At 70.5% G+C, this 23,837-nt stretch carries 24 protein-coding genes and 1 tRNA gene; 15 read left to right on the top strand and 10 right to left on the bottom strand.

Annotation, left to right across the window (positions count from 1 at the left end; translation table 11 throughout):
- Positions 1 to 71: 71 nt before the first annotated feature.
- Positions 72 to 1,967, bottom strand: coding sequence for an ABC transporter ATP-binding protein (locus tag DEJ00_RS01225; RefSeq protein WP_111056176.1), 1,896 nt, complete (start codon positions 1,965 to 1,967; stop codon positions 72 to 74).
- A 112-nt stretch (positions 1,968 to 2,079) separates the two neighbouring features.
- Complete coding sequence (locus DEJ00_RS01220; protein ID WP_111056175.1) at positions 2,080 to 2,478, bottom strand: hypothetical protein; 399 nt, start codon at positions 2,476 to 2,478, stop codon at positions 2,080 to 2,082.
- 131 nt (positions 2,479 to 2,609) lie between these two features.
- On the opposite strand from DEJ00_RS01220, the gene DEJ00_RS01215 reads away from it, so the two are divergent.
- Genes DEJ00_RS01215 through DEJ00_RS01205 form a run of 3 tightly spaced genes read left to right on the top strand, consistent with a single transcriptional unit; the run spans position 2,610 to position 4,512 of the window.
- The gene (locus tag DEJ00_RS01215) at positions 2,610 to 3,059 is read left to right on the top strand and encodes a MaoC family dehydratase N-terminal domain-containing protein (RefSeq protein ID WP_111056273.1); all 450 of its coding nucleotides are present in this window, start codon (positions 2,610 to 2,612) and stop codon (positions 3,057 to 3,059) included.
- Positions 3,056 to 3,481: a MaoC/PaaZ C-terminal domain-containing protein gene (locus DEJ00_RS01210; protein WP_027466539.1), complete on the top strand. Its 426-nt coding sequence runs from the start codon at positions 3,056 to 3,058 to the stop codon at positions 3,479 to 3,481. The genes DEJ00_RS01215 and DEJ00_RS01210 overlap by 4 nt, the downstream gene beginning before the upstream one ends.
- Positions 3,482 to 3,483: 2 nt before the next feature.
- Entirely contained in the window at positions 3,484 to 4,512 is a 1,029-nt protein-coding gene (locus tag DEJ00_RS01205; RefSeq protein WP_111056174.1) for a UDP-N-acetylmuramate dehydrogenase, read from the top strand.
- A 100-nt stretch (positions 4,513 to 4,612) separates the two neighbouring features.
- Here the strand turns inward: DEJ00_RS01205 and DEJ00_RS01200 are convergent, their stop codons facing one another.
- Positions 4,613 to 5,839 carry a pyridoxal phosphate-dependent aminotransferase gene (locus DEJ00_RS01200; protein WP_071247383.1) on the bottom strand — a complete coding sequence of 409 codons (1,227 nt, stop codon included), beginning with the start codon at positions 5,837 to 5,839 and terminating at the stop codon, positions 4,613 to 4,615.
- A 152-nt stretch (positions 5,840 to 5,991) separates the two neighbouring features.
- Between DEJ00_RS01200 and DEJ00_RS01195 the strand changes: the two genes are divergently transcribed.
- The 6 genes from DEJ00_RS01195 (at position 5,992) to DEJ00_RS01170 (ending at position 9,628) form a co-directional block, all read left to right on the top strand.
- A tRNA-Trp gene (locus DEJ00_RS01195) sits at positions 5,992 to 6,064 on the top strand.
- Between the two features lie 35 nt (positions 6,065 to 6,099).
- The gene (gene secE, locus DEJ00_RS01190) at positions 6,100 to 6,363 is read left to right on the top strand and encodes a preprotein translocase subunit SecE (protein WP_371830607.1); all 264 of its coding nucleotides are present in this window, start codon (positions 6,100 to 6,102) and stop codon (positions 6,361 to 6,363) included.
- 135 nt (positions 6,364 to 6,498) lie between these two features.
- Positions 6,499 to 7,548 carry a transcription termination/antitermination protein NusG gene (gene nusG / locus DEJ00_RS01185; RefSeq protein ID WP_071406319.1) on the top strand — a complete coding sequence of 350 codons (1,050 nt, stop codon included), beginning with the start codon at positions 6,499 to 6,501 and terminating at the stop codon, positions 7,546 to 7,548.
- A gap of 158 nt (positions 7,549 to 7,706) precedes the next feature.
- Positions 7,707 to 8,138, top strand: coding sequence for a 50S ribosomal protein L11 (rplK, locus tag DEJ00_RS01180; protein WP_017888638.1), 432 nt, complete (start codon positions 7,707 to 7,709; stop codon positions 8,136 to 8,138).
- Between the two features lie 90 nt (positions 8,139 to 8,228).
- The gene (rplA, locus tag DEJ00_RS01175) at positions 8,229 to 8,918 is read left to right on the top strand and encodes a 50S ribosomal protein L1 (protein ID WP_017888639.1); all 690 of its coding nucleotides are present in this window, start codon (positions 8,229 to 8,231) and stop codon (positions 8,916 to 8,918) included.
- A gap of 101 nt (positions 8,919 to 9,019) precedes the next feature.
- Positions 9,020 to 9,628: a Pr6Pr family membrane protein gene (locus tag DEJ00_RS01170; protein ID WP_071247379.1), complete on the top strand. Its 609-nt coding sequence runs from the start codon at positions 9,020 to 9,022 to the stop codon at positions 9,626 to 9,628.
- Between the two features lie 3 nt (positions 9,629 to 9,631).
- Here the strand turns inward: DEJ00_RS01170 and DEJ00_RS01165 are convergent, their stop codons facing one another.
- Together DEJ00_RS01165 and DEJ00_RS01160 are read right to left on the bottom strand one after the other, a co-directional pair.
- Positions 9,632 to 10,303, bottom strand: a complete 672-nt coding sequence (locus tag DEJ00_RS01165; protein ID WP_111056173.1) for a YqaJ viral recombinase family protein — start codon at positions 10,301 to 10,303, stop codon at positions 9,632 to 9,634.
- 67 nt (positions 10,304 to 10,370) lie between these two features.
- On the bottom strand, positions 10,371 to 11,582 hold the full coding sequence (locus DEJ00_RS01160) for an ROK family transcriptional regulator (protein ID WP_110863395.1): 1,212 nt from the start codon (positions 11,580 to 11,582) through the stop codon (positions 10,371 to 10,373).
- Positions 11,583 to 11,726: 144 nt separating this feature from the next.
- Here DEJ00_RS01160 and DEJ00_RS01155 point away from each other — a divergent pair, with 144 nt between their 5' ends.
- The 6 genes from DEJ00_RS01155 (at position 11,727) to DEJ00_RS01130 (ending at position 18,182) form a co-directional block, all read left to right on the top strand.
- Positions 11,727 to 12,473, top strand: coding sequence for a sugar phosphate isomerase/epimerase (locus DEJ00_RS01155; protein ID WP_111056172.1), 747 nt, complete (start codon positions 11,727 to 11,729; stop codon positions 12,471 to 12,473).
- Positions 12,470 to 13,621, top strand: coding sequence for a Gfo/Idh/MocA family protein (locus tag DEJ00_RS01150; RefSeq protein ID WP_111056171.1), 1,152 nt, complete (start codon positions 12,470 to 12,472; stop codon positions 13,619 to 13,621). The genes DEJ00_RS01155 and DEJ00_RS01150 overlap by 4 nt, the downstream gene beginning before the upstream one ends.
- Before the next feature lie 114 nt (positions 13,622 to 13,735).
- Positions 13,736 to 15,037, top strand: a complete 1,302-nt coding sequence (locus DEJ00_RS01145; RefSeq protein WP_071247367.1) for a sugar ABC transporter substrate-binding protein — start codon at positions 13,736 to 13,738, stop codon at positions 15,035 to 15,037.
- A 217-nt stretch (positions 15,038 to 15,254) separates the two neighbouring features.
- Positions 15,255 to 16,250: a carbohydrate ABC transporter permease gene (locus tag DEJ00_RS01140; protein ID WP_027466372.1), complete on the top strand. Its 996-nt coding sequence runs from the start codon at positions 15,255 to 15,257 to the stop codon at positions 16,248 to 16,250.
- Entirely contained in the window at positions 16,243 to 17,082 is an 840-nt protein-coding gene (locus DEJ00_RS01135) for a carbohydrate ABC transporter permease (protein ID WP_017888647.1), read from the top strand. Before DEJ00_RS01140 ends, DEJ00_RS01135 begins: the two co-directional genes overlap by 8 nt.
- Before the next feature lie 146 nt (positions 17,083 to 17,228).
- Complete coding sequence (locus tag DEJ00_RS01130) at positions 17,229 to 18,182, top strand: biopolymer transporter Tol (protein WP_111056170.1); 954 nt, start codon at positions 17,229 to 17,231, stop codon at positions 18,180 to 18,182.
- Positions 18,183 to 18,216: 34 nt separating this feature from the next.
- Here DEJ00_RS01130 and DEJ00_RS01125 read toward each other — a convergent pair whose 3' ends face one another.
- The 5 genes from DEJ00_RS01125 to DEJ00_RS01105 all read right to left on the bottom strand — a co-directional run bounded on the left by DEJ00_RS01125 (position 18,217) and on the right by DEJ00_RS01105 (position 23,742).
- A complete protein-coding gene (locus DEJ00_RS01125; RefSeq protein ID WP_258373489.1) occupies positions 18,217 to 18,882 on the bottom strand; it encodes an ABC transporter ATP-binding protein in 666 nt (221 codons plus the stop codon).
- A gap of 101 nt (positions 18,883 to 18,983) precedes the next feature.
- Positions 18,984 to 20,519 carry an ABC transporter permease gene (locus DEJ00_RS01120; protein ID WP_111056169.1) on the bottom strand — a complete coding sequence of 512 codons (1,536 nt, stop codon included), beginning with the start codon at positions 20,517 to 20,519 and terminating at the stop codon, positions 18,984 to 18,986.
- Between the two features lie 129 nt (positions 20,520 to 20,648).
- Positions 20,649 to 21,359, bottom strand: a complete 711-nt coding sequence (locus DEJ00_RS01115; protein WP_258373478.1) for a glycosyltransferase family 2 protein — start codon at positions 21,357 to 21,359, stop codon at positions 20,649 to 20,651.
- The gene (locus DEJ00_RS01110) at positions 21,356 to 22,711 is read right to left on the bottom strand and encodes a bifunctional PIG-L family deacetylase/class I SAM-dependent methyltransferase (protein ID WP_258373477.1); all 1,356 of its coding nucleotides are present in this window, start codon (positions 22,709 to 22,711) and stop codon (positions 21,356 to 21,358) included. The genes DEJ00_RS01115 and DEJ00_RS01110 overlap by 4 nt, the downstream gene beginning before the upstream one ends.
- The gene (locus tag DEJ00_RS01105) at positions 22,708 to 23,742 is read right to left on the bottom strand and encodes an acyl-CoA dehydrogenase family protein (protein ID WP_111056166.1); all 1,035 of its coding nucleotides are present in this window, start codon (positions 23,740 to 23,742) and stop codon (positions 22,708 to 22,710) included. The genes DEJ00_RS01110 and DEJ00_RS01105 overlap by 4 nt, the downstream gene beginning before the upstream one ends.
- Between the last annotated feature and the right edge of the window lie 95 nt (positions 23,743 to 23,837).

Genomic DNA, 23,837 nt, shown 5'->3' with positions numbered 1-23,837 from the left:
GATTCCCTGGGTCAGGGGGCCTTCTCTGTTGCCGGCCCCACTTCGATTGCTGGGGCCCACCCACCGCGCGTTCAGTCCGCCGCCTGCACATCGGCCGCGACGTTCTCCTGCGCGGCGAACTGGGTGCGGTGCAGCTCCTCGTACCGGCCACCCGCGGCCAGCAGTTCGTCGTGCGTGCCACGCTCCACGATCGATCCGTCCTCGACCACCAGGATCATGTCCGCGCTGCGGATCGTGGAGAGCCGGTGCGCGATCACCATCGCCGTCCGCCCCTCGAGCGCCTCGCCGAGCGCAGCCTGCACCGCTGCCTCGGACGTCGAGTCGAGTGCCGCCGTCGCCTCGTCGAGGATGACGACGCGTGGCTGGGCGAGCAGGAGCCGGGCGATCGTCATCCGCTGGCGCTCGCCCCCGGACAGCCGGTAGCCGCGTTCGCCCACCATGGTGTCCAACTGGTCGGGGAGGGACCGGATGAGCGGCTCGAGCCGCGCACGGCGGACGGCGTCCCACACCTCGTCGTCGGACGCCTCGGGCCGTGCGAAGCGCAGGTTGGAACGGATGGTCTCGTGGAACAGGTGGCCGTCCTGCGTCACCATGCCGAGGGTGTGCCGCATCGAGGCGAACGTGACGTCGCGGACGTCCGTCCCGGCCAGGCGCACCGCGCCGCTGTCGACGTCGTACAGGCGCGCGAGCAGCTGTGCGACCGTGGACTTGCCGGCCCCGGACGAGCCGACCAGGGCGACGGTCTGCCCCGGCTCGATCCGGAAGGACAGTCCGTGCAGCACCTCCTCGCCGCCGCGGGTGTCGAGCGTGGCGACCTCCTCGAGCGAGGCGAGGGACACCTTGTCGGCAGACGGGTAGGCGAACCGGACGTCGTCGAACTCGACGGAGACGGGGCCGTCGGCGATGGTCACCGCGTCGGGCTGCTCCCGGATGAGCGGTTCGAGGTCGAGCACCTCGAAGACGCGCTCGAAGCTGACCACGGCGCTCATGATCTCCACCCGCGCGTTCGCCAGGCTCGTCAGCGGGGCGTACAGCCGGGTGAGGAGGAGTGCCAGGGTGACGACCTCGCCGGTGTCCAGCCGGCCGGCGAGCGCGAGGAAGCCGCCGAGCCCGTAGACGAGCGCCAGGGCGAGCGCGGAGACGAGCATCAGCGCGGTGAAGAAGACGAACTGCAGCATCGCGGTCCGGACACCGATGTCGCGGACCCGGGCGGCGCGGACGCGGAACTCCTCGGCCTCTTCGTCGGGTCGGCCGAACAGCTTGACGAGGGTGGCGCCGGGAGCCGAGAAGCGCTCGGTCATCTGGGTGCTCATCGCGGAGTTGTGGTCGGCGGCCTCGCGGCGCAGGGCGGCGAGGCGGCTGCCCATCCGGCGCGCGGGCACCAGGAAGACCGGGAGCATGACGACGGCGAGGACCGTCACGAGCCACGAGGTGCTGAGCATGACGATCAGGGTGAGGACCAGCGCCACGAGGTTCGTGACCACGCCGGACAGCGTGCCGCTGAAGGCCTGCTGGGCGCCGATCACGTCGTTGTTGAGGCGGCTCACGAGCGCACCGGTCCGGGTGCGGGTGAAGAACGCGATGGGCATCTTCTGCACGTGGTCGAAGACGGCGGTGCGGAGGTCCAGGATCACGCCCTCGCCGATCCGTGCCGAGTACCACCGCGTCGTCAGCGACACGGCGGCGTCGGCCACGGCCACCAGGGCGATGACCACGGCGAGCCGGACGATCGTCGAGACCTCTCCGCGGGCGACGATGACGTCGACCACCTGCCCGGCGAGGACCGGCGTCGCGACCGCGAGGAAGGCGCCGACGACGGACAGACCGATGAACACCAGCAGCTTCGCCCGGTACGGCACCGCGAACGTCAGGATCCGCCGGACGGACGCGCGGGAGAACCCGTGCTTGCCGCCCTGCGCGGACGAGATCTTGTACAGCGAGCTCCAGGCTGCGCTCTCCATGCTCATGGCGGTTCCTTTCCGGGGCCCCTGGCCCAACCTAGATGGCTGGCCGGGTCCCCGGTGACCGCTCCTGTGGCGGTGCGCCGCGCGGCCACCCGCCGGAGGCCGTCGGGCCGGCCTACTGCGTGCGGTGGGAGCCGGTGTCCGTGCGCGTCGCGAGCACCCCGGCCGTACGGAACGCGTCCTCGACCGCGGCGGTGACGTGCTGCCAGGCGGCCCGTCGCCGGTTCGCCCCGATGCTGCCGCCCGACACGGCCGTGCCGTGCCCGGCCCGGCGCAGGGTGATCGTGGTGGTGGCACCGTCCACGACCGTCGACAGCTCGTACCGGCGGTACTCCCGGGCCGGCTGCACGAGCGCACCGAGCAGGATGGTGAGCGTGCGGCTGCCCGCCGTCGCGGTCATCGTGCCACCCGTCGACTCGACGTGGTGGCCCGTGCGGCGCAGCGCGGCGGCCGCGACCTCCATGGCGGTGCACCGGTCTCCCGTGTGCACGGCGAACTCCGTCGTGGTGTCCATCGGCCCTCCCCGTCCCGAACGAACCCGTGCCGCACGGCACGCTCCGATTCCCCCGAATCGGTCTCAGACAGTCTAGCTGAAGCGTTCTCATCGATCACCGGCCTCCGGACGGGCCTCGGTAGACTGCCGTGGTGTCAGTGAACCCCGAGCTCGTCGGCAGGACGTTCCCGCCGGCCCAGCCCTACCTGGTCGGCCGCGAGAAGGTGCGCGAGTTCTCGCGTGCGGTCTTCGCGACCAACCCCGTCCACCACGATCCGGGCGCCGCACGTGCCGCCGGGTACGACGACGTGGTCGCGCCCCCGACGTTCGCCGTCGTCGTGCAGGAGGCCACGCTCGCGCAGCTCCTGAACGAGCCCGACGCCGGCATCGACTTCTCCCGCGTCGTCCACGGCGAGCAGTCCTTCACGTACGACCGGCCGATCGTCGCCGGTGACGAGCTCACCGCGACCCTGACGGTCACCAGCGTGAAGACCCTCGGCGGCAACGCGATGGTCACCGCCCAGAGCACCATGAACGACGCCGAGGGGGAGCACGTCGTCACGGCGACCTCCACCCTCGTGGTCCGAGGAGACGACGCATGACCGCCGCACCCGCCACCGCGCTCGAGGTCGGCACCGTCGTCGCCGAGCGTGACGTGCACATCACGCGCGACTCGCTGGTCCGGTACGCCGGCGCCTCGGGCGACTTCAACCCGATCCACTACCGCGACGACGTCGCCGCCTCGGTCGGTCTGCCCGGTGTCCTCGCCCACGGCATGCTCACGATGGGCATCGCCGTGCAGCCGGTCGCCGAGTGGCTCGGCGACAGCGGCTGGGTCGCGGGCTACGGCGTCCGCTTCACGCGCCCCGTCGTCGTCGACCCGGAGCAGGGTGCCACCGTCGGCATCGTCGCGAAGGTCGGCACCGTCGACGAGGACGGCCGGCCGAAGCGCATCGACCTCACCGTGACCGCCGCCGGGCAGACCGTGCTCGGCAAGGCGCAGGTCACGGTGGTGTTCCGCTGACCGTGTCCGAGCCGGTGCTGGCCGACCTGACGACGCTCCGCGTCGGCGGGGCCGCCACCCGGCTGCTCACGGCCACGACGACCGACGAGCTCGTCACCCACGCGCTCGACGCCTTCGACGACCACGAGTGGCTCGTCCTCGGCGGCGGCAGCAACCTGCTGGTCGCCGACCAGGGCTTCGACGGCACCGTCGTGCTGATCCGGACGACGGGCGTCGACGCCGACCGCGACGCCGACGGCGTCACGGTGCGCGTCGCTGCGGGGGAACCGTGGGACCCGTTCGTCGCCACGACCGTCGCGAACGGCTGGACCGGCCTGGAGGCCCTCAGCGGCATCCCGGGCACGGTCGGTGCGTCCCCGGTGCAGAACATCGGCGCCTACGGGGTCGAACTCGCCGACGTGCTCACCCGCGTCGAGTTCCTCGATGCGGCCACGGGGGAGCGCGCGTGGGTCCCCGCAGCCGAGCTGGCGCTCGGCTACCGAACGTCGACCCTCAAGCACGGTCGGCGCGGTGTCGTGCTGACGGTCGAGTTCCGGCTCGGGCTCGCGGGGGAGCACGGTGTGCCCGTGCGGTACGCGCAGCTCGCCGGTTCGCTCGGGGTCGAGCTCGGTGCGCTCGTGCCGCCCACGACCGTCCGCGACGAGGTCCTGCGGCTGCGCGGCTCGAAGGGCATGGTGCTCGACGGGGACGACCACGACACCTGGAGCGCCGGGTCGTTCTTCACCAACCCGATCGTCTCGCCGGCGTTCGCCGAGACCCTGCCGACGGACGCGCCCCGCTGGCCCGCGGGTGACGACGTCAAGCTCAGTGCCGCGTGGCTCATCGAGCACGCCGGCGTCCACCGTGGCTACGCGGTGCCGGGCTCCCGTGCGGCGATCTCGTCGAAGCACACCCTCGCGCTGACGAACCGCGGCGGGGCGACGGCCGCGCAGGTGGCCGAGCTCGCACGGTTCGTGCAGGTGACCGTCCTGAACCGCTTCGGGGTATCGCTCGTCCCGGAACCCGTCGTGGTGGGCGACCTGCTCGGCTGATCGTCCGCGCGACGGGACGGACGAGCACGACGCACCACGGGCCTCCCGGCACACAGAACGGGCCACCTCGACGAGGTGGCCCGTTCTGTGTTCCCGAGGTCTACGCGAAGAACGCCGCCAGTCGGGCGACGCCCTCGGCGATGTCGTCGTCGCCCAGCGCGTACGACAGGCGCAGGTAGCCGGAGGGGCCGAAGGCCTCACCCGGCACGACCGCGACCTCGGCGTGCTCGAGGATCAGGTCGGCCAGCTCGAGCGTGGTCGTCGGGGTGGTGCCGGCCCACTCGCGACCGAGCAGCGCGGTGACGTCCGGGTAGACGTAGAAGGCACCCTGCGGGGTCGGCGTGCGGAAGCCCGGGATCGCGTTGAGGCCGTCGACGATGGCCTTCCGTCGGCGGTCGAAGGCCTCGCGCATGGCGGCGACGGGCTCCTGGGGACCGGTCAGGGCGGCGATCGCGGCGCGCTGCGACACGTTCGAGACGTTCGACGACAGGTGCGACTGCAGGTTCGACGCGGCCTTGACGGCGTCGGTCGGGCCGATGAACCACCCGACGCGCCAGCCGGTCATCGCGTAGGTCTTCGCGACGCCGTTCACCAGGATCGTGGTGTCGGCGAGGGCGGGGACCTCGGCCAGGATGCCGGCGAAACGGACCCCGTCGTACACCAGGTCCTGGTAGATCTCGTCGCTGATCACCCAGATGCCGTGCTCGAGCGCCCACTCGCCGATGGCCCGGGTCTGCTCGGCGGAGTACACGGCGCCCGTGGGGTTCGACGGCGAGCAGAACAGCAGCGCCTTGGTCGCCGGGGTGCGGGCGGCCTCGAGCTGCTCGACCGTCACCAGGTAGTCCTGGTCGCTGCCGGCGAAGACCTCGACCGGCTCGCCGCCGGCCAGCCGGATGGCCTCGGGGTAGGTGGTCCAGTACGGCGCGGGCAGCAGGACCTCGTCACCGGCGTCGACGATGGTCTGGAACGCCTGGTAGACCGCCTGCTTGCCACCGTTCGTGACGATGACCTGCGACGGCTCGACGGTGATGCCGGACACCCGGGCGGTCTTGTCGGCGATGGCCTGCTTGAGTTCGGGCAGGCCGGTCGCGGGCGTGTACCGGTGGTTCTTCGGGTCCTGCGCGGCAGCGACGGCCGCGTCGACCACGTGCTGCGGGGTCGCGAAGTCGGGCTCGCCGGCGGCGAACGAGATCACCGGCCGCCCGGCGGCCTTGAGCGCCTTGGCCTTCGCGTCGACCTTGAGCGTCGCGGACTCGGCGATGGCCGCGATGCGGGACGCGATGCGCGGACGATCGGCCGGCGCGGTGGCGAGGGTGTCGACGGACACGTGGGCGGTGGACTCGGGGCCTGGGGCTGCGGTGCTCACGGGGTCCAGCCTACCGGCGCGGCACGCCGTGGGAGGGGCCAAGTGGACACCGTGTGACGGACTCCCGTAGACTCGTCCACTGGAACGCGGATCGGTGACGAACCGTGTTGCGAAGGGCGGTGGCTCAATTGGTAGAGCAGCGGTCTCCAAAACCGCAGGTTGCAGGTTCGAGTCCTGTCCGCCCTGCAACTCTGGAAGGGTAGAAGTTGGCGAGCAAAGACATGGAGACGACGGCGGACGACGTCGTCGCCAAGGCGAAGCAGGACCGGGCCGAGCGCCGCGGGCCCATCGCTGCCATCGTGCTCTTCATCCGTCAGGTGATCGGCGAACTGCGCAAGGTCGTGACGCCGACCCGCAAGGAACTCTTCAGCTACACGGGCGTCGTGCTCGTGTTCGTCGTCGTCATGATGATCCTGGTGTCGATCCTCGACTTCGTGTTCGGTCTCGGCGTCGGGTACGTCTTCGGCAACGGGCCCACGGCCTGACCCTGACGTCGACTGCCGTGTGCGGTCGTCCTCGAGGAGTACGGTCGCCCGAGACGGCGTCGATCGTGACGGCGTCGCTCGTGACCGTGAACGAACGCCAACCCGACCCGAACCACCGAACGGAAAGAATCGACTGTGTCTGACAACTCCCGCGATGACATCGACCTCGCGACGGCTGCCGAGCAGTCCTCCGAGGTCGAGGAGAACCAGGAAGGCGACGTCGAGACCGGCGAAGGACGCTCCGTCGAGTCCGCTGAAGAGCGTGCGATCTCGATCGAGGGCGACGACGACGAGTCCCTCGGCCTCAGCTCCGAGCCCGACGACGGCACCGTCGACGCAGGCCTCGACGAAGCACTGACGGCCCTGCAGGAAGCCCGCGACCCCGAGGCCGACGCCGTCGTGGACGACGCCCTCGAGATCGACTCCACCGACGAGGCCGAGGCCGCCGTCGAGGCCGTCGAGGACGAGGAAGAAGTCGAACTCGAGTCCGAGACCGCCGCCGAGGCGAACGAGACGCTCGCCGCCGACGAGGCACTCGACGCCGAGGACGAGGACGACGAGCCCGCCGAGGTCGACCCGTACGAGGCCTTCAAGGCCGAGCTGCGGATGAAGCCGGGCAAGTGGTACGTCATCCACTCCTACGCGGGCTTCGAGCGCCGCGTGAAGTCGAACATCGAGAACCGCATGGTCTCGATGTCGATGGAGGACTACATCTACCAGGTCGAGGTCCCGATGGAGGACGTCGTCGAGATCAAGAACGGGCAGCGCAAGCTGGTCACCCGCGTCCGGATCCCCTCGTACGTGCTCGTCCGCATGGACCTCAACGAGGACTCGTGGTCCGTCGTCCGGCACACCCCGGGCGTCACCGGCTTCGTCGGCAACGCGCACAACCCGACGCCGCTCCGTTTCGACGAGGCGTTCGGCATGCTCAAGTCCCTCGTGCAGGTCGCCGAGGCCGCCCCGACCAAGGGTGGCGCGAAGGGCAGTGGCCTGCAGGCGCAGCCCGCAGCCGAGGTCGACTTCGAGATCGGCGAGACGATCACGATCAAGGAAGGCTCGTTCGCGGGCCTGCCGGGTTCGATCTCCGAGATCAAGCCGGAGAGCGGCAAGCTCACCGTCCTCGTCTCGCTGTTCGAGCGCGAGACCCCGGTCGAGCTCAGCTTCGACCAGGTCACCAAGCTCTAGCGACCACCCAGATGTAGCGATCACCGAGATCGACTACACTGAACGGGTTTGGGCCCGCGCGCCTCGTGCGAGCGGGCCTTCACCGCTGTCCGGAACGGCCGGACCAGCGGGAGAGTGCACGGATCCCCGTGTGTTCGATTCCAGGAGGAAGACAAGTCATGGCACCGAAGAAGAAGGTCACGGGCCTGATCAAGCTGCAGATCAACGCGGGAGCCGCCAACCCGGCCCCCCCGATCGGTCCGGCGCTCGGTCAGCACGGCGTCAACATCATGGAGTTCTGCAAGGCGTACAACGCCGCGACCGAGTCGCAGCGTGGCAACGTCGTGCCGGTCGAGATCACCGTCTACGAGGACCGTTCGTTCACGTTCGTCCTGAAGACCCCGCCGGCCGCCGAGCTCATCAAGAAGGCTGCTGGTGTGCAGAAGGGGTCCTCGACCCCGCACACGGTCAAGGTCGCGAAGATCTCGATGGACCAGGTCCGTCAGATCGCCGAGACCAAGCAGGCCGACCTGAACGCCAACGACATCGAGCAGGCCGCGAAGATCATCGCCGGCACCGCACGCTCGATGGGCATCACGGTCGAGGCCTAAGCACCGATCGGGCTCCGGCCCACCACCAGACACCTTTCCGTGGGAGAGCCTCGCCGGCTCGCCAACCACGTATCTCGCAAGGAGACCACCATGGCGAAGAAGTCCAAGGCCTACCAGGCCGCGGCCGCGAAGATCGAGGCCGACAAGTTCTACACCCCGACCGAGGCCGTCGCCCTGGCCAAGGAGACCGGTTCCTCGAAGACCGACTCCACGGTCGAGGTCGCGCTGAAGCTCGGCGTGGACCCCCGCAAGGCCGACCAGATGGTCCGCGGCACGGTCATCCTGCCGCACGGCACGGGCAAGACCGCCCGCGTCATCGTCTTCGCGACGGGTGCGGCTGCTGAGGCCGCCATCGCCGCCGGTGCCGACGAGGTCGGTGGCGACGAGCTCATCGCGAAGGTCGCCGAGGGCTACACCTCGTTCGACTCCGCCGTCTCGACCCCGGAGCTCATGGGCAAGGTCGGTCGTCTCGGTAAGGTGCTCGGCCCGCGTGGCCTCATGCCGAACCCGAAGACCGGCACCGTGACCCCGAACGTGGCGCAGGCCGTCAACGACATCAAGGGCGGCAAGATCGAGTTCCGCGTCGACAAGCACGCCAACGTGCACTTCGTCGTCGGCAAGGCCTCGTTCACGCCGGAGCAGCTCGACGAGAACATCTCGACCGCGCTCGAGGAGATCAACCGCCTCAAGCCGTCGTCCTCGAAGGGCCGTTACGTCATGAAGGGCGCCGTCTCGACGACCTTCGGTCCCGGCATCCCGCTGGACGTCAACAGCATCTGAGTCCACTGACTCACGAGTCCTCGGACTCATGGAAGGGCCCGCACCGGCAACGGTGCGGGTCCTTTCCGCATGTGGGGCGCGTGTCCCGATAGCGTGGTGCCGTGCGCACCCTCGTGAACTCGCTCCGACTGATCGCCGTCATCGCCATCGTCGTCGCGGTCGTGGCGCAGTGGCTCGAGAGCTCGCAGACCCCGACCTACTCGTTCTGGAACTTCTTCGGCTACTTCACGATCCAGTCGAACCTGATCGTCGCCGTGGCCCTCGCGGTGACGCTCGTCGCCGCAGTCCGACGCAAGCGGGCGGACCTCGCCGTCTCGGTGCTCCGTGGCGCCGCGACGGTGTACATCGCGACGACCGGCATCGTCTACAACACACTGCTCACGGGCGCGAACGTGTCGGCCTCGGTGCCGTGGTCGAACGACATCGTGCACAAGATCATCCCGGTGTACGCGGTGCTCGACTGGCTGCTGTTCTCGGACCGTGCGCGGCTGCTGCTCCGCCACGTGTGGTGGTTCCTGCTCTACCCGGCCGTCTGGACCACCGTGGTGCTCGTCCGTGGCGCGACCGACGGGTGGGTGCCGTACCCGTTCCTCGATCCGGCGCAGGGCTACGGCGTCGTCGCGATCTACGTGGTCGGGATCGCGGTCTCGATCACCCTGCTCGGCATCCTCGTCGTCGGGATGAGCCGGCTGCGACTGGTGAAGGTCTAGGGGCTAGGAGCGGAAGCCACGCAGCTTGTCGAGCACCAGGTCGGCGAGCTGGACGAGCCCGCGGATCTGGTCGTCGTCGCGGTCGACCCAGCGGCATTCGGGCTCGTCGGCGACCGGTACGAACCCGTCGTGGCGTTCCCAGACGAACAGGGTGCGGTCGGCACCGAGCACGTACTGCTGCCACCAGATCTGCCGGAGGTAGTGCCGGGGGATGCTCCGCCAGGCCTTGCCGGTGGTCTTGATCTCGGCGAGCACCACGCGGGATGACTCGTCGACCCCGACGCCGTCCGGAGTGGCGAGGTGGGCGCGGTTCGCAGCGGCGTGGAACAGGTGCGCCGAGGGCTGGATGCCGTGGGTGGCGGCCACCCAGGCGGCGATGACCGGTTCGCGGTCCTTGCCGTGCTCGGTGAACGCGTTGCCGGAGAAGCGGGATCCGTAGCGCTTGTCGGTGACGACGGCGTCGACGGCGCGCAGCGAGGCGAGCCGGGCGACGTCGGTGGCGGTGATGCCCATGGCGCGGGCGCGGAGCCAGGCGACGCGGTCCGAGGAGTGCGCGACGATGCGCTCGGTGTGGCCGCGCAGGGCGGTGAACGCATCACGCGCAGCCGGGACCGGCGCGGACGACTCCAGACCGGGGTCCAGGTCGCCCCACAGGGTGGGCTGCACGATCGTCACCCGACGATTGTCCCCCCGACCACCGGCAAGACCGAAACCGACGCGCTCACGCGACCGCGGGTGTGCGTCAGGAGACCAGTTCGCGGCCCTCGGCGAACGCGACCAGCTCGTCGACGCCGGCGGGGGAGAGGGCGTACCCGATGGCGAGGGCCGCAGCCCCCTGCAGCGCGGCGAGGGACCCGGCGCGGGACTGCACGATGACGAGGTGCTCACTGGCCAGGGGCATCGAGCGGGAGTAGACGACCTCGCGGACGCCGGCGAGCAGGTGCTCACCGGCCTGCGTGATCGAGCCGCCGAGTGCGATGACGGACGGGTTGATGAGCGAGATGCAGGTCGCCAGGACCTCGCCGATGTCGCGACCGGCCTGTCGCACGGCGTAGATCGCGTCGAGGTCCGACCGGTTCACCAGGTCGATCACGTCCGCACCCGTGTGTACGTCGTGCCCCTTCGCGCGGAGTGCGCGGGCGATGGCCGGACCGGAGGCCACGGCCTCCAGGCAGCCGGTGTTGCCGCAGTGGCAGGGGACGTCGCCGGCGCGGGAGACCCGCACGTGGCCGATGTCACCCGCGGTGCCCTGGGCGCCGCGCTGGAGCCGGCCCTCGGAGACGATGCCGGACCCGATGCCGGTCGCGACCTTCACGAACAGCAGGTGGTCGACGTCCGGCCAGCCGTGCTCCCGCTCACCGAGGGCCGCGATGTTGACGTCGTTGTCGAGCAGCACGTGGGCGGCGATGTGCTGACGGAGCCACGAGGGCACGTCGAAGCCGTCCCAACCGGGCATGATCGGCGGGTTGGCCGGGCGGCCGGTGGAGAACTCGACGGGCCCGGGGACCCCGATCCCGATCGCGATGACGTCCTGTCGGCTGCGCCCGACCTCGGCGAGCAGGTCGTCGATCGTCTCGACGAGCCAGGACAGCGTCGGCACCGGACCGGCGGCGATGTCGATCCGGGCCTCGCGGGTGGCGAGCGGTGCCGCGACCAGGTCGGTGACGGCGACGCGACCGTGCGAGGCGCCGAGGTCGGCGGCGATCACCAGGCGGGCGCGGGGCTTCAGCGCCACCTGGGCGGGCGGACGGCCGCCGGTGGAGACGGCGGTGTCCACGGCGCCGACCAGCCCGATGTCGATCAGGGAGTCGAGGCGCACGCCGATGGTGGAGCGTGCGAGTCCTGTCAGTGCGGCGAGCTCGGCCCTGGTGCGCGGCACACCGTCGCGGAGGATCTGGAAGAGCTCGCTCGTCCCGACCGGAGGCGACGCTGCCGTCCGGTTCAAGTCGACCATGTGGGGAGTGAAGCACACATCGTTCGCGCCACGCAATGAAGTCCGTCGACATTCCTCGGACTTCTGCTTGACCGCCGACAAAAGTGCTCGTAGTGTGACGATCGGTCAGTGACGACCGCACCATCTCGACGAGGAGAACCCCTGGTGACCCAACCGCTCTCGGTCCAGCTCTACACGGTCCGCGATGCCCTCAGTGCTGATCTGCCCGGCACCCTGCAGCGCATCGCCGACATCGGCTACACGAACGTCGAGGCCTTCGGCTTCGTCGACAACGCCGACGAACTCGCCGCCGCCCTCCGCGACGCCGGCCTCGCCGCCCCGAGCGGCCACGCCCGTCTGCTGGACGCCGGCGAGCAGGACCTCGAGCGCATCTTCCACGCCTCCACCACCCTCGGCTTCGGGACCCTCATCGACCCGCACATCGACGAGTCCCGCTGGACCACCCGCGAGGACGTCGAGGCGATCGCCCGCGAACTCAGCGCCCTCGCCCCGCGCGCCGCCGACCACGGCCTGCTGCTCGGCTACCACAACCACGCGTTCGAGTTCTCGAACCGCATCGACGGTGTCAGCGCCTACGAGGTCTTCGCCGACGCCCTGTCCGACGACGTCGTGCTCGAGCTCGACACCTACTGGGTGCAGGTCGGCGGGGACGACCCGGTCGCGGTCATCGGCAAGTACGGCGACAAGGTCCAGTTCCTGCACGTCAAGGACGGCGACGGCTCGCACGACGACAAGCAGCAGGTCGCCGTCGGCAACGGCATCATGCCGATCCGCGAGATCATCGCCGCGGCGCCCGACGCACTGCACGTCGTCGAGCTCGACGACCACGAGGGTGACGTCTTCCAGGCCGTCGCCGACTCCTACACGTTCCTCGAGGGGGCCCGCGCATGACCGACACCACGACCGCTGCCGCAACGGCGACCGACAGCAGCACCCGCACCGGCCCCGTCGGCGTCGGCGTCATCGGCGCCGGGGTCATCTCGGACCAGTACCTGTCGAACCTCACCGTCTTCCCCGACGTGACGGTCCGCTTCATCGCCGACATCGACCTGCCGCGCGCCGCCGCCCAGGCCGAGAAGTGGGGCGTCCCCGGATCGGGCACCGTCGAGGAGCTCCTGGCCGACGACGACATCGAGATCGTCGTGAACCTGACGATCCCGGCCGCCCACGTCGAGGTCGCGCTGCAGGCCCTGGCCGCCGGCAAGCACGTCTGGGGCGAGAAGCCCTACGCTCTCGACCGTGCCAGCGCCGCCGAGCTCCGCGACGCCGCGGCCGCCGCGGGCAAGACCGTCAGCGTCGCCCCGGACACGTTCCTCGGCGCCGGCCTGCAGACCGCGCTCCGCACCATCCGCGAAGGCCGCATCGGCACCCCCCTGAACGGCCTGACGCTCTTCCAGAGTCCCGGACCCGAGTCGTGGCACCCGAGCCCCGAGTTCCTCTTCGCGTACGGCGCCGGTCCGCTGTTCGACATCGGCCCGTACTACATCACCACCCTCGTCCAGACGTTCGGACCGGTGAAGAAGGTCACGGCGACGGCGTCGAAGTCCCGCGCCACCCGCACCATCGGCTCCGGGCCGAAGGCCGGCACCGAGTTCCCGGTGGACGTCCCGACGAACCACTCCGCGCTGATCGAGTTCGAGAACGGCGGCAGCGCGCAGAGTGTCTTCTCGTTCGAGTCCGACCGCGGCCGCACCGGCTTCGTCGAGATCGCGGGGGAGACCGGCACCGTCGTGTTCCCCGACCCGAACAACTTCGACGGCGACACCGAGCTGTACGCCCTCGGTTCCGAGGAGCCCGAGACGATCCCCGCGGTCGGCTCCACCTACTCGCGCGGCACCGGCGTGGTCGACCTGGCCCGCTCCCTGCGGGCCGGCGACGAGAACCGCGTCCCCGGTGCGCTCGCCTTCCACGTCCTCGACGTGATGGTCTCCATCGCCGAGGCGGCAGAACGTGGCGAGGCGGTGCTCGTCGAGAGCACCGTGTCGCCCTCCCCGACCCTCCCCGAGGGCTGGGACCCCGCGGAACGCACCCTGGCCTGACCGCCAGGGCGCTGCCCGCAACCCACAGCAGCACCCGACCAGCACCATCCGCAGCACCAGCTCCACCTCTGCACCATCCCCTGCACCATCTCAACGACGAGAAAGTAGAGAGTCATGCGCACTGCCATCCGCGCACTGGCCATCACCGCGGCCGCCGCACTCACCGTGTCCGGCCTCGCAGCCTGCTCCTCCGGATCGTCCGGCGACTCCGGCGACTCCAAGACGCTCACCTACTGGGCGTCCAACCAGGGCACGTCCCTGCAGAACGACAAGGAGGTGCTGACCCCCGTCCTCAAGAAGTTCACCAAGGAGACCGGGATCAAGGTCGACCTCCAGGTCATCGGCTGGAACGACCTGCAGAACAAGATCCAGACCGCCGTCACCTCGGGCCAGGGCCCGGACGTCGTCAACATCGGCAACACCTGGGCGACCTCGCTCCAGGCCACCGGCGCCTTCCAGGAGTTCGGTGACGCTGAGATGAAGGCGATCGGCGGCGAGGACAAGTTCGGCAAGGTCGCCCTGTCCACCGGTGGCGCGCCCGACAAGACGGTCACGAGCGTCCCGCTCTACGGCCTCGCCTACGGCCTGTACTACAACAAGAAGATGCTGTCGGACGCCGGCATCACCCCGCCCACCACGTGGGAGGAGATGGTCTCCGACGCCGAGAAGCTGACCAAGGGTGACACCTACGGCTTCAGCCTCGCGGGTGGTTCGTACACCGAGAACTCGCACTTCGCGTTCATCAACTCGGCGCAGAACGGTGGCGAGTGGTTCGACAAGGACGGCAAGCCGACCTTCACCTCGAAGGCCAACGTCGACGGCATCAAGCGCTACCTCGACCTGATGCAGGACTCGAAGGTCGCCAACCTGTCGAACGCGCAGTACGACAACGCGACGCAGTCCACCACGGACTTCGCGAAGAAGAAGGCCGCGTTCATCCTCAACCAGAACAACGCGAACGCGACCATCGAGTCGCTCGGCATGAAGTCGGACGAGTACGGCGTCGTGGCGCTGCCCGCTCCGAGCGGTGGCGAGCAGATCGCCTCGTTCCCGGCTGGCATCAACCTGTCGGTCTTCAAGAACACGAAGAACAAGGACGGCGCGCTCAAGTTCGTCAAGTACATGACGAGCATGGACACGCAGACGACGCTGGACAAGCCGTACTCGGCTCTGCCGGTGCTCGCCGAGGCTGCTGACTCCGTCACGGACGAGCAGACGAAGACGTTCCTCGACATCTACAACAACAAGGCGAAGCCGCTCCCGCTGGTGCCCGCCGAGGACCAGTTCGAGTCCACGGTCGGCAAGGCGATGAACGACATGTTCGCCAAGATCGCGACCGGTTCCAAGGTCTCCGAGGCCGACATCAAGTCGGCACTGCAGACCGCCCAGGACCAGGTGTCCCAGGCCGCCGGTTGATCCACCCTGGAGGCCCGGGTCGCGTCCGCCGGACGCGCCCGGGCCTCCAGCCCCTGACGTTCCAGGGCCGACCACCCGTCGGCCGTGAGGCGGACGCCCCAGGGCCGACCACGCGTCGGCCGTGCGGCTGACGCCCCACGCACCCCGCGCCTCCCGGCCGCTGCCACGCCCCGCGCGGACCGCACCTGCACGCCCCTCCTGCCGAAAGGCCCATCAGATGTCCACGACGGTCCTGCCCGACTCGGAGCGCATCGACCTGACGCACACGAAGGCCCCGACGATGTCGGGCCGTCCGCCAGGTCGCAAGCGCAAGACCCACTGGCTGCCCTACGCGCTCGTCGCGCCGGCCATCCTGTTCGAGCTGCTCATCCACATCGTCCCGATGCTCACCGGCATCTGGATCTCGTTCATCCAGCTCACCAAGTACTTCATCGCGAACTGGGGGGCCGCGCCCTTCGCCGGGTTCCGGAACTACCAGGTCGTCGTCGACTTCGACCAGGCGATCGGCCGCGGGGTCCTCAACTCGTTCCTCATCACGTGCGCCTTCACGGTCCTCGTGGTCGGGCTCTCCTGGACCTTCGGCATGGCCGCAGCGGTCGCGCTGCAGAAGCCGTTCGCCGGACGCGGGCTCTTCCGCACCCTGTTCCTCGTGCCCTACGCGCTGCCGATGTACGCCGGCGTCATCACCTGGAAGTTCATGTTCCAGCGTGACTCGGGGGCCCTGAACCACCTGCTGGTCGACCAGCTGCACCTGTTCGGCGGGGACGCCCCCTTCTGGCTCATCGGCAACAACGCCTTCGTGGCCGTCGTCGTCGTCGCGATCTGGAAGACCTGGCCGTTCGCGTTCCTGATGCTCATGGCCGGTCTGCAGTCCGTCCCGAACGACGTCTACGAGGCAGCCTCGGTCGACGGTGCCAAGCCGTTCCGCCAGTGGCGCTCGATCACGCTGCCGATGGTCCGCCCGGTCAACGTGACGCTCGTGCTCGTGATGTTCCTGTGGACGTTCAACGACTTCAACACGCCGTTCGTGCTGTTCGGCTCGACCGCCCAGCCGCCCGCCGCGGACCTGCTGAGCTTCCACATCTACAACGCGTCGTTCATCACCTGGAACTTCGGCTCCGGTGCCGCGATGAGCGTCCTGCTCCTGCTCTTCCTGCTCGTCGTCACCGGCATCTACCTCGCCGTGACCAACCGGAGGTCCGTCCGTGCGTGAGACAACTGGCGCCAAGTCCTTCAAGATCATCACCCTGGTCGTCCTGACGCTGTTCACGGTCGTGCCGCTCTACGTGATGATCACCACGGCCATCAAGCCCCTCGGCGACGTGCAGGACAACTTCACGTGGATCCCGTCGAGGATCACCTTCCAGCCGTTCATCGACATGTGGTCGACGGTGCCGCTCGGCCGGTACTTCATCAACTCGCTCGTGGTCTGTACGGTGGCGACGGTGTTCTCGCTGATCATCGCGACGTTCGCCGCCTACGGTGTCTCGCGTTGGAACTTCAAGGGCAAGAGCACCTTCACCACCGCGGTGCTCTCCACGCAGATGTTCCCCGGCGTGCTGTTCCTGCTGCCGCTGTTCCTGATCTTCACGAACCTCGGCAACACCCTGGGCATCCAGCTCGTCGGGTCGTGGCTCGGCCTGATCATCACGTACCTGACCTTCACGCTGCCGTTCTCGATCTGGATGCTGGCCGGGTACTTCGAGACCATCCCGCGTGAGCTCGACGAGGCCGCGATGGTCGACGGTTCGGGCCCGATGGGTGCGCTGTTCCGGGTCATCCTGCCGTCGGCCCGCCCGGGTCTGGTGGCGGTCGGGATCTACTCGTTCATGACGGCCTGGGGTGAGGTCCTCTTCGCCTCGGTCATGACGAACGGCCTCGGTTCGACCCTGGCGGTCGGTCTGCAGCAGTACTCGACGCAGACGAACGTGTACTGGAACCAGGTCATGGCGGCGTCGCTCGTCGTGTCGATCCCGGTCGTGGCCGCGTTCCTCGTGGTCCAGCGCCAGTTCGTCGCCGGCCTGACCGCCGGTGCCGTGAAGTAGGCGGTCGCCCCTTCCGCAAAACACCGGTGTTCGCGCTCGACGCCCCCGCATGACGCGGTGCGCAGCGTGAACACCGGTGTTTTGCCGTTCCCCACCGACCCCACCGACCCCGACCACGACCACCCGACGACCGACAGGATGGAACCATGAGCGACGAGACCCGAGGGCGGCAGCTGCTGCCCGGACAGACCAGCCGCGTGCACGTGTACGACGTCGAATCCCGCACCTCGCGGCTCGTGTTCGAGTCGGCCACGGTGCTCGTCGAGGCGCCGAACGTCCTGGACGCCGAGACCCTGGTGCTCAACGGCGACGGCGACCTGTGGCTGCTGCGGCTGCCGTCGGCCGACAGCGGCACCGGCACCGTGCTCGACGAGACGGCGCTCGTGCCGGTGCCGATGGACGGCGTCGACGAGATCAACAACGACCACGTGCTCGAGCCGTCCGGCAGCTCCATCGTGGTGAGCGCCCGCGACGGCGAGCTCTACCGCGTCCCGCTGCCCGAGGGCGGTCCCGCGACCCGGATCACCGACGTCGCAGCGGCCCTGCCCACCAAGCGGAAGTTCTACCTGCACGGCATCGCCCCCGACGGCAGCGCCCTCGCCGCGATCGTGGGGGAGCTGTCCGAGGACGGCGTCTGGACGACCGACGTCGCGATGGTCGACCCGGAGACCGGCGAGCCGACGTTCGTCACGCGGGACGAGCACCCCGACGACGGTTGCACCATCAGTCCGGCCGGCGGGATCCTGCTCTGGAACACGGAGCGGTTCACCCCCGGCACCGCGCAGCTGGCCGTGCGCTGGCCCGGGCACGACAGCCCGGTCCGCCTGACGAACGACGACCGGGTGAACTGGTTCCCGCACCTGTCGCCGGACGGCGCGCACCTGCTCTACCTGTCGTACGAGCCCGGCGTGCAGGGCCACCCGGCGGACCACCGCGTCGAACTCCGGCTGCTGCCGGGTTCGCTCGTCCGCGGCGCACGGATCGCGGTCCGGCCCGAGACCCTGGTGGCCCTCGACGGCGGGCAGGGGACGGTCAACGTGCCGCCGTGGGCCCCCGACTCGGCGTGGTTCGCGTACTGCGACTACCCGGTGGCCGGGTAGCGGCGGCGTCTGCCGCGCCGGGGCGGCGGCGTCCTCACGCGCTGCGCGACAGTCCACGCGCCGCCGGACGCGTGGACTGTCGCTCAGCGCGAAACGCGCGCGGACGCCCTGCCACCCCGCAGCCCCGCCACTGCTTCTCGATGAGCGCCATGATCTCGTCGCGGGTCGACTCGTCGAGCGCACCCGTCGGCTCGTCGGCGAGCAGCACGCTCGGGTTCTTCACCAGCGCCCGGGCGATCGCCACGCGCTGCTGCTGTCCGCCGGACAGCTCGGCCGGCAGGTGCTCCATCCGCTCACCCAGTCCGACCTCGCGGAGGGCAGCGACCGCACGCTCGCGGACCTCGCTCCGGGACCGGTTCGCGAGGGACCCCGCGAACGCCGTCTCGACGTTCTCGAGGGCCGTCAGCGTCGGGATCAGGTTGAAGCTCTGGAACACGAAGCCGATCTCGGTCGCCCGCAGGTCGGTCAGCGCGCCGTCGCCGAGCTTCGCCACGTCGCGGTCGCCACCGAGGTGGATCGACCCGGCACTCGGCCGGTCGAGCGCCCCGAGCATCTGCAGCAGCGTCGACTTCCCGCCGCCGGTCGGCCCCTGGACGGCCACGAGTTGCCCCTGCGGGATCGTCAGGTGGACGTTCGTCAGGGCGGTGACGGTCCGGTTCTTCTGCTTGTAGGTCTTGCTGACGTTGGTCAGCCGGTACATCGGACTGGAGGCACGGCTCGCCTCCGCCTCGCCGGTCGCGGTGTCGGTGCTGGTCACGGTTGCTCCTGTCGTCGATTCGGTCGTGTCGGTGCGGCCGGGCATCAGGCCACGCTCCGGAGCGCCTCGGCCGGACGGAGCCGGCTCGCCCGCCAGCCGCCGAGCGCGCCGGCGATGAGGCCGCCGAGGATCGCCAGGCCGATCGCCAGCAGGATGATCTCGACGGTCACCGGGGCGTGCAGGACCACGTCGGTCGTCGACGCGGTGCTCGCGCCGCCGCCGAAGCCCCCGGCCGGTGCACCGCCCGTCGTGCCGCTGCCCGCGGCCGCGGTCGCTGCGCCGCCGGGCATGCCACCACCGCCACCGGCACCCCCGCCGGTCGTGCTCGAGGCGCTTGCCGAGATCGTCGGACTGATGACGTTCACGACGAGGATGCCGATCAGGCCGGCCGCGGCGCCGAGCACGCCGCCGATCAGGCCCTGCACCAGGGACTCGCCGGCCACCTGTCGGGTGATGCGGCCGTTCGACCAGCCGAGCGCCTTGAGGGTCCCGAACTCGCGGGTGCGGCGGGTCACGCCGGAGATCGTGAAGAGGATCGCGATGAGGAACGCCGCGGCGAGCACGACGATCGACAGCCACTTGCCGAGGTTCGAGACGAGGCTCGACGCGGTGCTGAGCGACCCGGACACGCTCGAGGCCAGGTCGGCCTCGGTGGAGACGGTGGCGCTCGTCAGCTTCGCCTGCAGTGCGGACTTGATGGTGCTGACGTCGGAGGATGACTCGGCGGAGACGTAGATCGAGGTGACCTTGCCGTCGAGGTCGGCCAGCGCCTGTGCGGTGTCGAGCGGGATGTAGGTGTTCGAGCCCGTGGTCGAGGCCGAGCCGGTGGAGCTGACGATGCCGATGACGGTGAAGTCCGTGCCGCCGATGTCGACGGTGTCGCCGACCGCCTTCGACTCGCTCTTCGCGTACGACGCATCGAGCACGACGACGTCCTTGCCCGCGTCCTTCGCGGCGAAGGTGCGCCCCTTCGTGAGCTCGGTGCTCGTGAGCGGACCGACCGTCGCGCCGGACACCGGGATGCCGGTCACCGTGAACGAGTCGACGCTGAACGACCCACCGCCGAACCCGCCGCCACCGCCGGTGTCCCCGCTCGGCGGACCCTGCTGGGTCGTGCTGTCGCTGCTGGAGTCGCTGCTGCTGTCGTCGGTCGACTGCTGCTGGACCTGGCCGGAGAACGTGCTGTTCTCGAGGGTCAGGACACCGGTCGCGGCCTTGACGCCGTCGGTGCTCGTGATCGTGGACAGGTTCGCGGCGTCCAGGGTGCTCGTGCCGCGCGCGACCGCGAGCCGCGACTGCGACAGGTCGGTCGAACCGCTGTCGTCGTCGCTGTCGCCCTGACTGCCGAAGTCGAAGCTCGGACGCCCGCCGTTCGTCGACGCCGTCGCGGTCTTGGTGACGGTGATGTCGGTGCCGACGCCGTACACGGACTGCAGGACGCTCGACTGCGCTGCCTGCACGCCACCCGAGATCGACGACACGATCACCACGAGGGCGATGGCCAGGGCCATCCCGATCGCGATGATGACTGTCTGCTTCTTGCGGTTCGTGAGTTCGCGCCTGAGGTAGGTCAGGAACATGGTTCTCCTCGGTGGTGGCCGGCTGGGGTCACCGGCCGCGCAGAGCACGCGGCGGGGCCGACGGAGGAGAACCTAGGCACGCTGTCGATGACCGACCCATCGCGCACCTATGTGCCGGCTAAGGGCGCATCAGCCGACGTCGCCGTACCGCTGGCGCAGGTGCTCCGCGTACCCGCCGGGGGTCCGGCCGGAGAAACGCCCGCTCGTCACCACCGGCAGGTCGACGGTGGCGTCCACCCGGAAGCCGAGCGCCCGCGCCCGGGCCACCAGCCGCGCGTCCTCGTGCTCGGGCACGGGGTCGAACCCGCCGAGGCTGACGTACGCCGCGGCGAGCACGCCGAGGTTCGCGCCGTGCACGTGGCCGAGGGCAGCACCGGGCGGGTGCGCCAGCGTCCAGCGGTCGAGCACCACGGGCGCCAGGTCGTCCGGGTCGGGGACGACGGCGCCGACGAGCACCTGCGCGCCGGACGCCAGGGCGTCGCACTGCTGGACGAGCCACCGTTCGTGCACCCGGGAATCGGCGTCGGTGTGGGCGAGCCACCGGGCCGCCGGGTCGCCGTCGTGCGCACGGAGGGCGTGCGTCGCCCCGATCGTCCGTGCCCGACCGACCCCGACACGGTCCGTGGTCAGGACGTCGACCGGGTACCGCGCGACCACCGAAGCGGTGCCGTCCGTGCAACCGTCTAGCACCACCGTGACGGCGGCGTCGACTCCGGGTCGCTCGGCGGCGAGCCGGTCGACGGCCACCAGGAGCGCATCGAGGCACGCGGCGATCCGATCCGCCTCGTCGTGCGCGGGGACGACGACGTCGATGCGTGCACGTGATTCCGGTCGCGTCACCGGATGATCCCCTCGGCCCGGGCCACCGAGGTGACCGCCGGGCCGGGAAGGACACTCAGGACGAAGTCCTCCTCCACGTGCCGGAGCAGAGCGGGACGCGGCCATCGTTCGGTCAGCCGCGCGTCCACCGCGTCACCGCTCGACACGGCCTCGTCGTCGGGATGCCGCCAGTGGCAGGCCACGAGCACGCCGTCGTCATCGAGCGACCCGAGCACACGGTCGATCGTCGCGTCGAGGTCGGCGGGCGACAGGTAGTACCCGACCTCGGACATCACCACCAGGTCCCAGCGCCCGTCCGGCCACTCCGCCGGCAGGGCCGCCTGCACGAACCGCGCGGTCGGGGCACGGTGGGCAGCACGCTCCAGCGGTGCCGCCGAGATGTCGGTGCCGAGCACGTCGTCCGCGCGTTCTGCGAGGGCGGCCGTCAGGACCCCGGTGGCACATCCGAGCTCGAGCGCCGACCGGTAGCGCAGGCGGGGGAGCGCCGCCAGCGTCACGGCCCGCTTGCGCTGCTCGTACCAGGACCCGTCGAAGTCCCACCCCTCGGGCTTCCGGTCGTAGTGGGCGTCGAACGACTCGCGAGACCGCGACGGGGCGGGCCCCGGTGCGAAGAACCACTCCGTCGTCCGCAGGTGGTGGGCGGCGTGCCGGTCGTCGACGATCGCCTCGTCCCCCGGCGCCGGCGACAGGGGCCGGGTCTGCGACGGGTAGGCGCCGAGGGCGGCACGCTTCCGGGCGACGAGGTCGTCGGGCAGCGACAGGGCCCTGACGTCGTCCCACGGGGCGACGGAACGGTCCGGGTCGTCCCAGTGCCAGGCCCAGATCGGGTACGCGAGCAGGTCGACGTCGGGGGCGCTCGCCGCGGCGGCCTCGGCGACCTCGCCGGCGATGCGGTGGTCGCGGTGCCCGTCCCCGCGCCACGGCGCGACGAGCAGCACGGGGTGGGCGGCGCCGGCGAGCACCGTGTCGAGGGTGTCGACGACACGGTCTCGGTGTTCGCGGGTCGCGCCGTCCGGGATCCCCACCGAGGTCGACGTCACGTCGGGGTGCAGGGTGCGCAGGGCCGCCACGAACTCGTCGTCACGGGCGGCGGCGAGTGCTTCCGGGGTCGTCGTGGGGGAGTCCGGGTGGGAGCGCTCGCCGCGGGTGAGCAGCAGCACGTGCACGGGGACGCCGGCCGCTGCAGCGGCCGCGATCAGCCCACCGGCGCCGAGGGTCTCGTCGTCGGGGTGGGGCGCGACGACCACCACCGATCCGGTGCCGGCCAGGTCGATCGCCGGTGCGTTCAGGCCGTCGAGGAACCCCGTCCACGCCGCCGGGTCGGTGCCCGGCTCGCGGTGGTCGAAGCTCACCACGCGACACCGCCCCGCTCGAGCACCATGCGGCCGATCCGGGCCAGGTCGCGGGCTCCGTGGTCCTGCAGGACGTAGAGCTCGAGGTCGGCGACCCGCGCGGCGACGGCGCGGTCGGCGGTCAGCGGAGCCGGGCCGATGGTGGCGACCACCCGCTCGCGCACGGCGTCGACCGATCGGCGCACCCGAGACCGGACGGTCTGGGCGAGCAACCGCCAGTCGGTGTCGTCGGAACCCGGGTCGGACCCGTCGATCCGGGCGGCGGCGTCGGCGAGGGCGTCCTCGGCGTCGGCGAGGTCGGTCACGGTGGCGCCGAGGGCGGCCTGCAGCAGCTCGGACTCCGGGTGTGCGGCCGCGGTCTCGCGGAGCACCCGGGCGAGCCCGACCGCACCGCCCCACCAGCAGGCCGCGACGCCGATGCCGCCCCAGGCGAAGCCGGGACGGCCGAGGTACCAACCGGGATCGCCGACGGCTCGTGCCCGGACGCCGTCGAAGTCGACCGGTCCGCTCGGCACGTCCGGCATGCCGCGTGCGACCCAGGCGTCGTCGTGCACGGTGACGCCGGGCTGTCGCAGGTCCACGGCGACGAGGACCCGCTCGTCGCCCAGGTGCGCGGTGACCAGGGCGTGCGAGAGCGTCGAGGCGAGCGAGCACCACGGTTTCGTGCCGTGCAGCAGGACCGTGCCGTCGTTCTGGGGCGCGGCATCGAGCCGGAGGCCCGGGCCCTCGGCGGCGAAGACACCCCAGGTCGAGCCGTCCGCGGCGTCCACCCCGGCCTGTGCCAGGATCCCGAGCGCGTCCAGGTGCGGTTCCACGGTGCGGGCGGTGGCGACGTCCGCCGCGGCGACCGCGGCGAGCGTGCCGAAGAACCCGCCGGCCGTCCCGGCGGACAGGGGTGGGGTGGTGGCGGCAACCGCTCGCGCGACCGCGAGGCGGTCCGTCGGTGTCGAGCCGGGCCTCCCGGTCGTCCGTTCGATCCGCGCGGTGTCCAGGTGCCGGGCCGACGGGGGCCAGGCTGCAGATCGCAACATGCTCCCAACGTACGGAGCGGCACACGTGGACGTGTCCTCAATCCACAGAACGCACTGGGCCGTGCCACAGACAACTCATAGGAACTTCTCGATAC

The organism is Curtobacterium sp. MCLR17_039 (assembly GCF_003234745.1).
Classification (GTDB): Bacteria; Actinomycetota; Actinomycetes; order Actinomycetales; family Microbacteriaceae; genus Curtobacterium; species Curtobacterium flaccumfaciens.
Note: the sequence above shows the minus strand (reverse complement) of the source record. Positions and strands in the feature narration are given on the sequence as shown.

What these genes read in the sequence shown, in the direction of transcription:
- DEJ00_RS01210 (WP_027466539.1), top strand. Translation starts at nt 3,056, where the DNA reads ATGACCGCCGCACCCGCCACCGCGCTCGAGGTCGGCACCGTCGTCGCC.
- DEJ00_RS01120 (WP_111056169.1), bottom strand. Translation starts at nt 20,519, where the DNA reads ATGTTCCTGACCTACCTCAGGCGCGAACTCACGAACCGCAAGAAGCAG.
- DEJ00_RS01150 (WP_111056171.1), top strand. Translation starts at nt 12,470, where the DNA reads ATGACCGACACCACGACCGCTGCCGCAACGGCGACCGACAGCAGCACC.
- DEJ00_RS01130 (WP_111056170.1), top strand. Translation starts at nt 17,229, where the DNA reads ATGAGCGACGAGACCCGAGGGCGGCAGCTGCTGCCCGGACAGACCAGC.
- DEJ00_RS01105 (WP_111056166.1), bottom strand. Translation starts at nt 23,742, where the DNA reads ATGTTGCGATCTGCAGCCTGGCCCCCGTCGGCCCGGCACCTGGACACC.
- DEJ00_RS01125 (WP_258373489.1), bottom strand. Translation starts at nt 18,882, where the DNA reads ATGTACCGGCTGACCAACGTCAGCAAGACCTACAAGCAGAAGAACCGG.
- secE (WP_371830607.1), top strand. Translation starts at nt 6,100, where the DNA reads ATGGAGACGACGGCGGACGACGTCGTCGCCAAGGCGAAGCAGGACCGG.
- DEJ00_RS01225 (WP_111056176.1), bottom strand. Translation starts at nt 1,967, where the DNA reads ATGAGCATGGAGAGCGCAGCCTGGAGCTCGCTGTACAAGATCTCGTCC.
- DEJ00_RS01160 (WP_110863395.1), bottom strand. Translation starts at nt 11,582, where the DNA reads ATGGTCGACTTGAACCGGACGGCAGCGTCGCCTCCGGTCGGGACGAGC.
- DEJ00_RS01220 (WP_111056175.1), bottom strand. Translation starts at nt 2,478, where the DNA reads ATGGACACCACGACGGAGTTCGCCGTGCACACGGGAGACCGGTGCACC.
- rplA (WP_017888639.1), top strand. Translation starts at nt 8,229, where the DNA reads ATGGCGAAGAAGTCCAAGGCCTACCAGGCCGCGGCCGCGAAGATCGAG.
- rplK (WP_017888638.1), top strand. Translation starts at nt 7,707, where the DNA reads ATGGCACCGAAGAAGAAGGTCACGGGCCTGATCAAGCTGCAGATCAAC.
- DEJ00_RS01145 (WP_071247367.1), top strand. Translation starts at nt 13,736, where the DNA reads ATGCGCACTGCCATCCGCGCACTGGCCATCACCGCGGCCGCCGCACTC.
- DEJ00_RS01140 (WP_027466372.1), top strand. Translation starts at nt 15,255, where the DNA reads ATGTCCACGACGGTCCTGCCCGACTCGGAGCGCATCGACCTGACGCAC.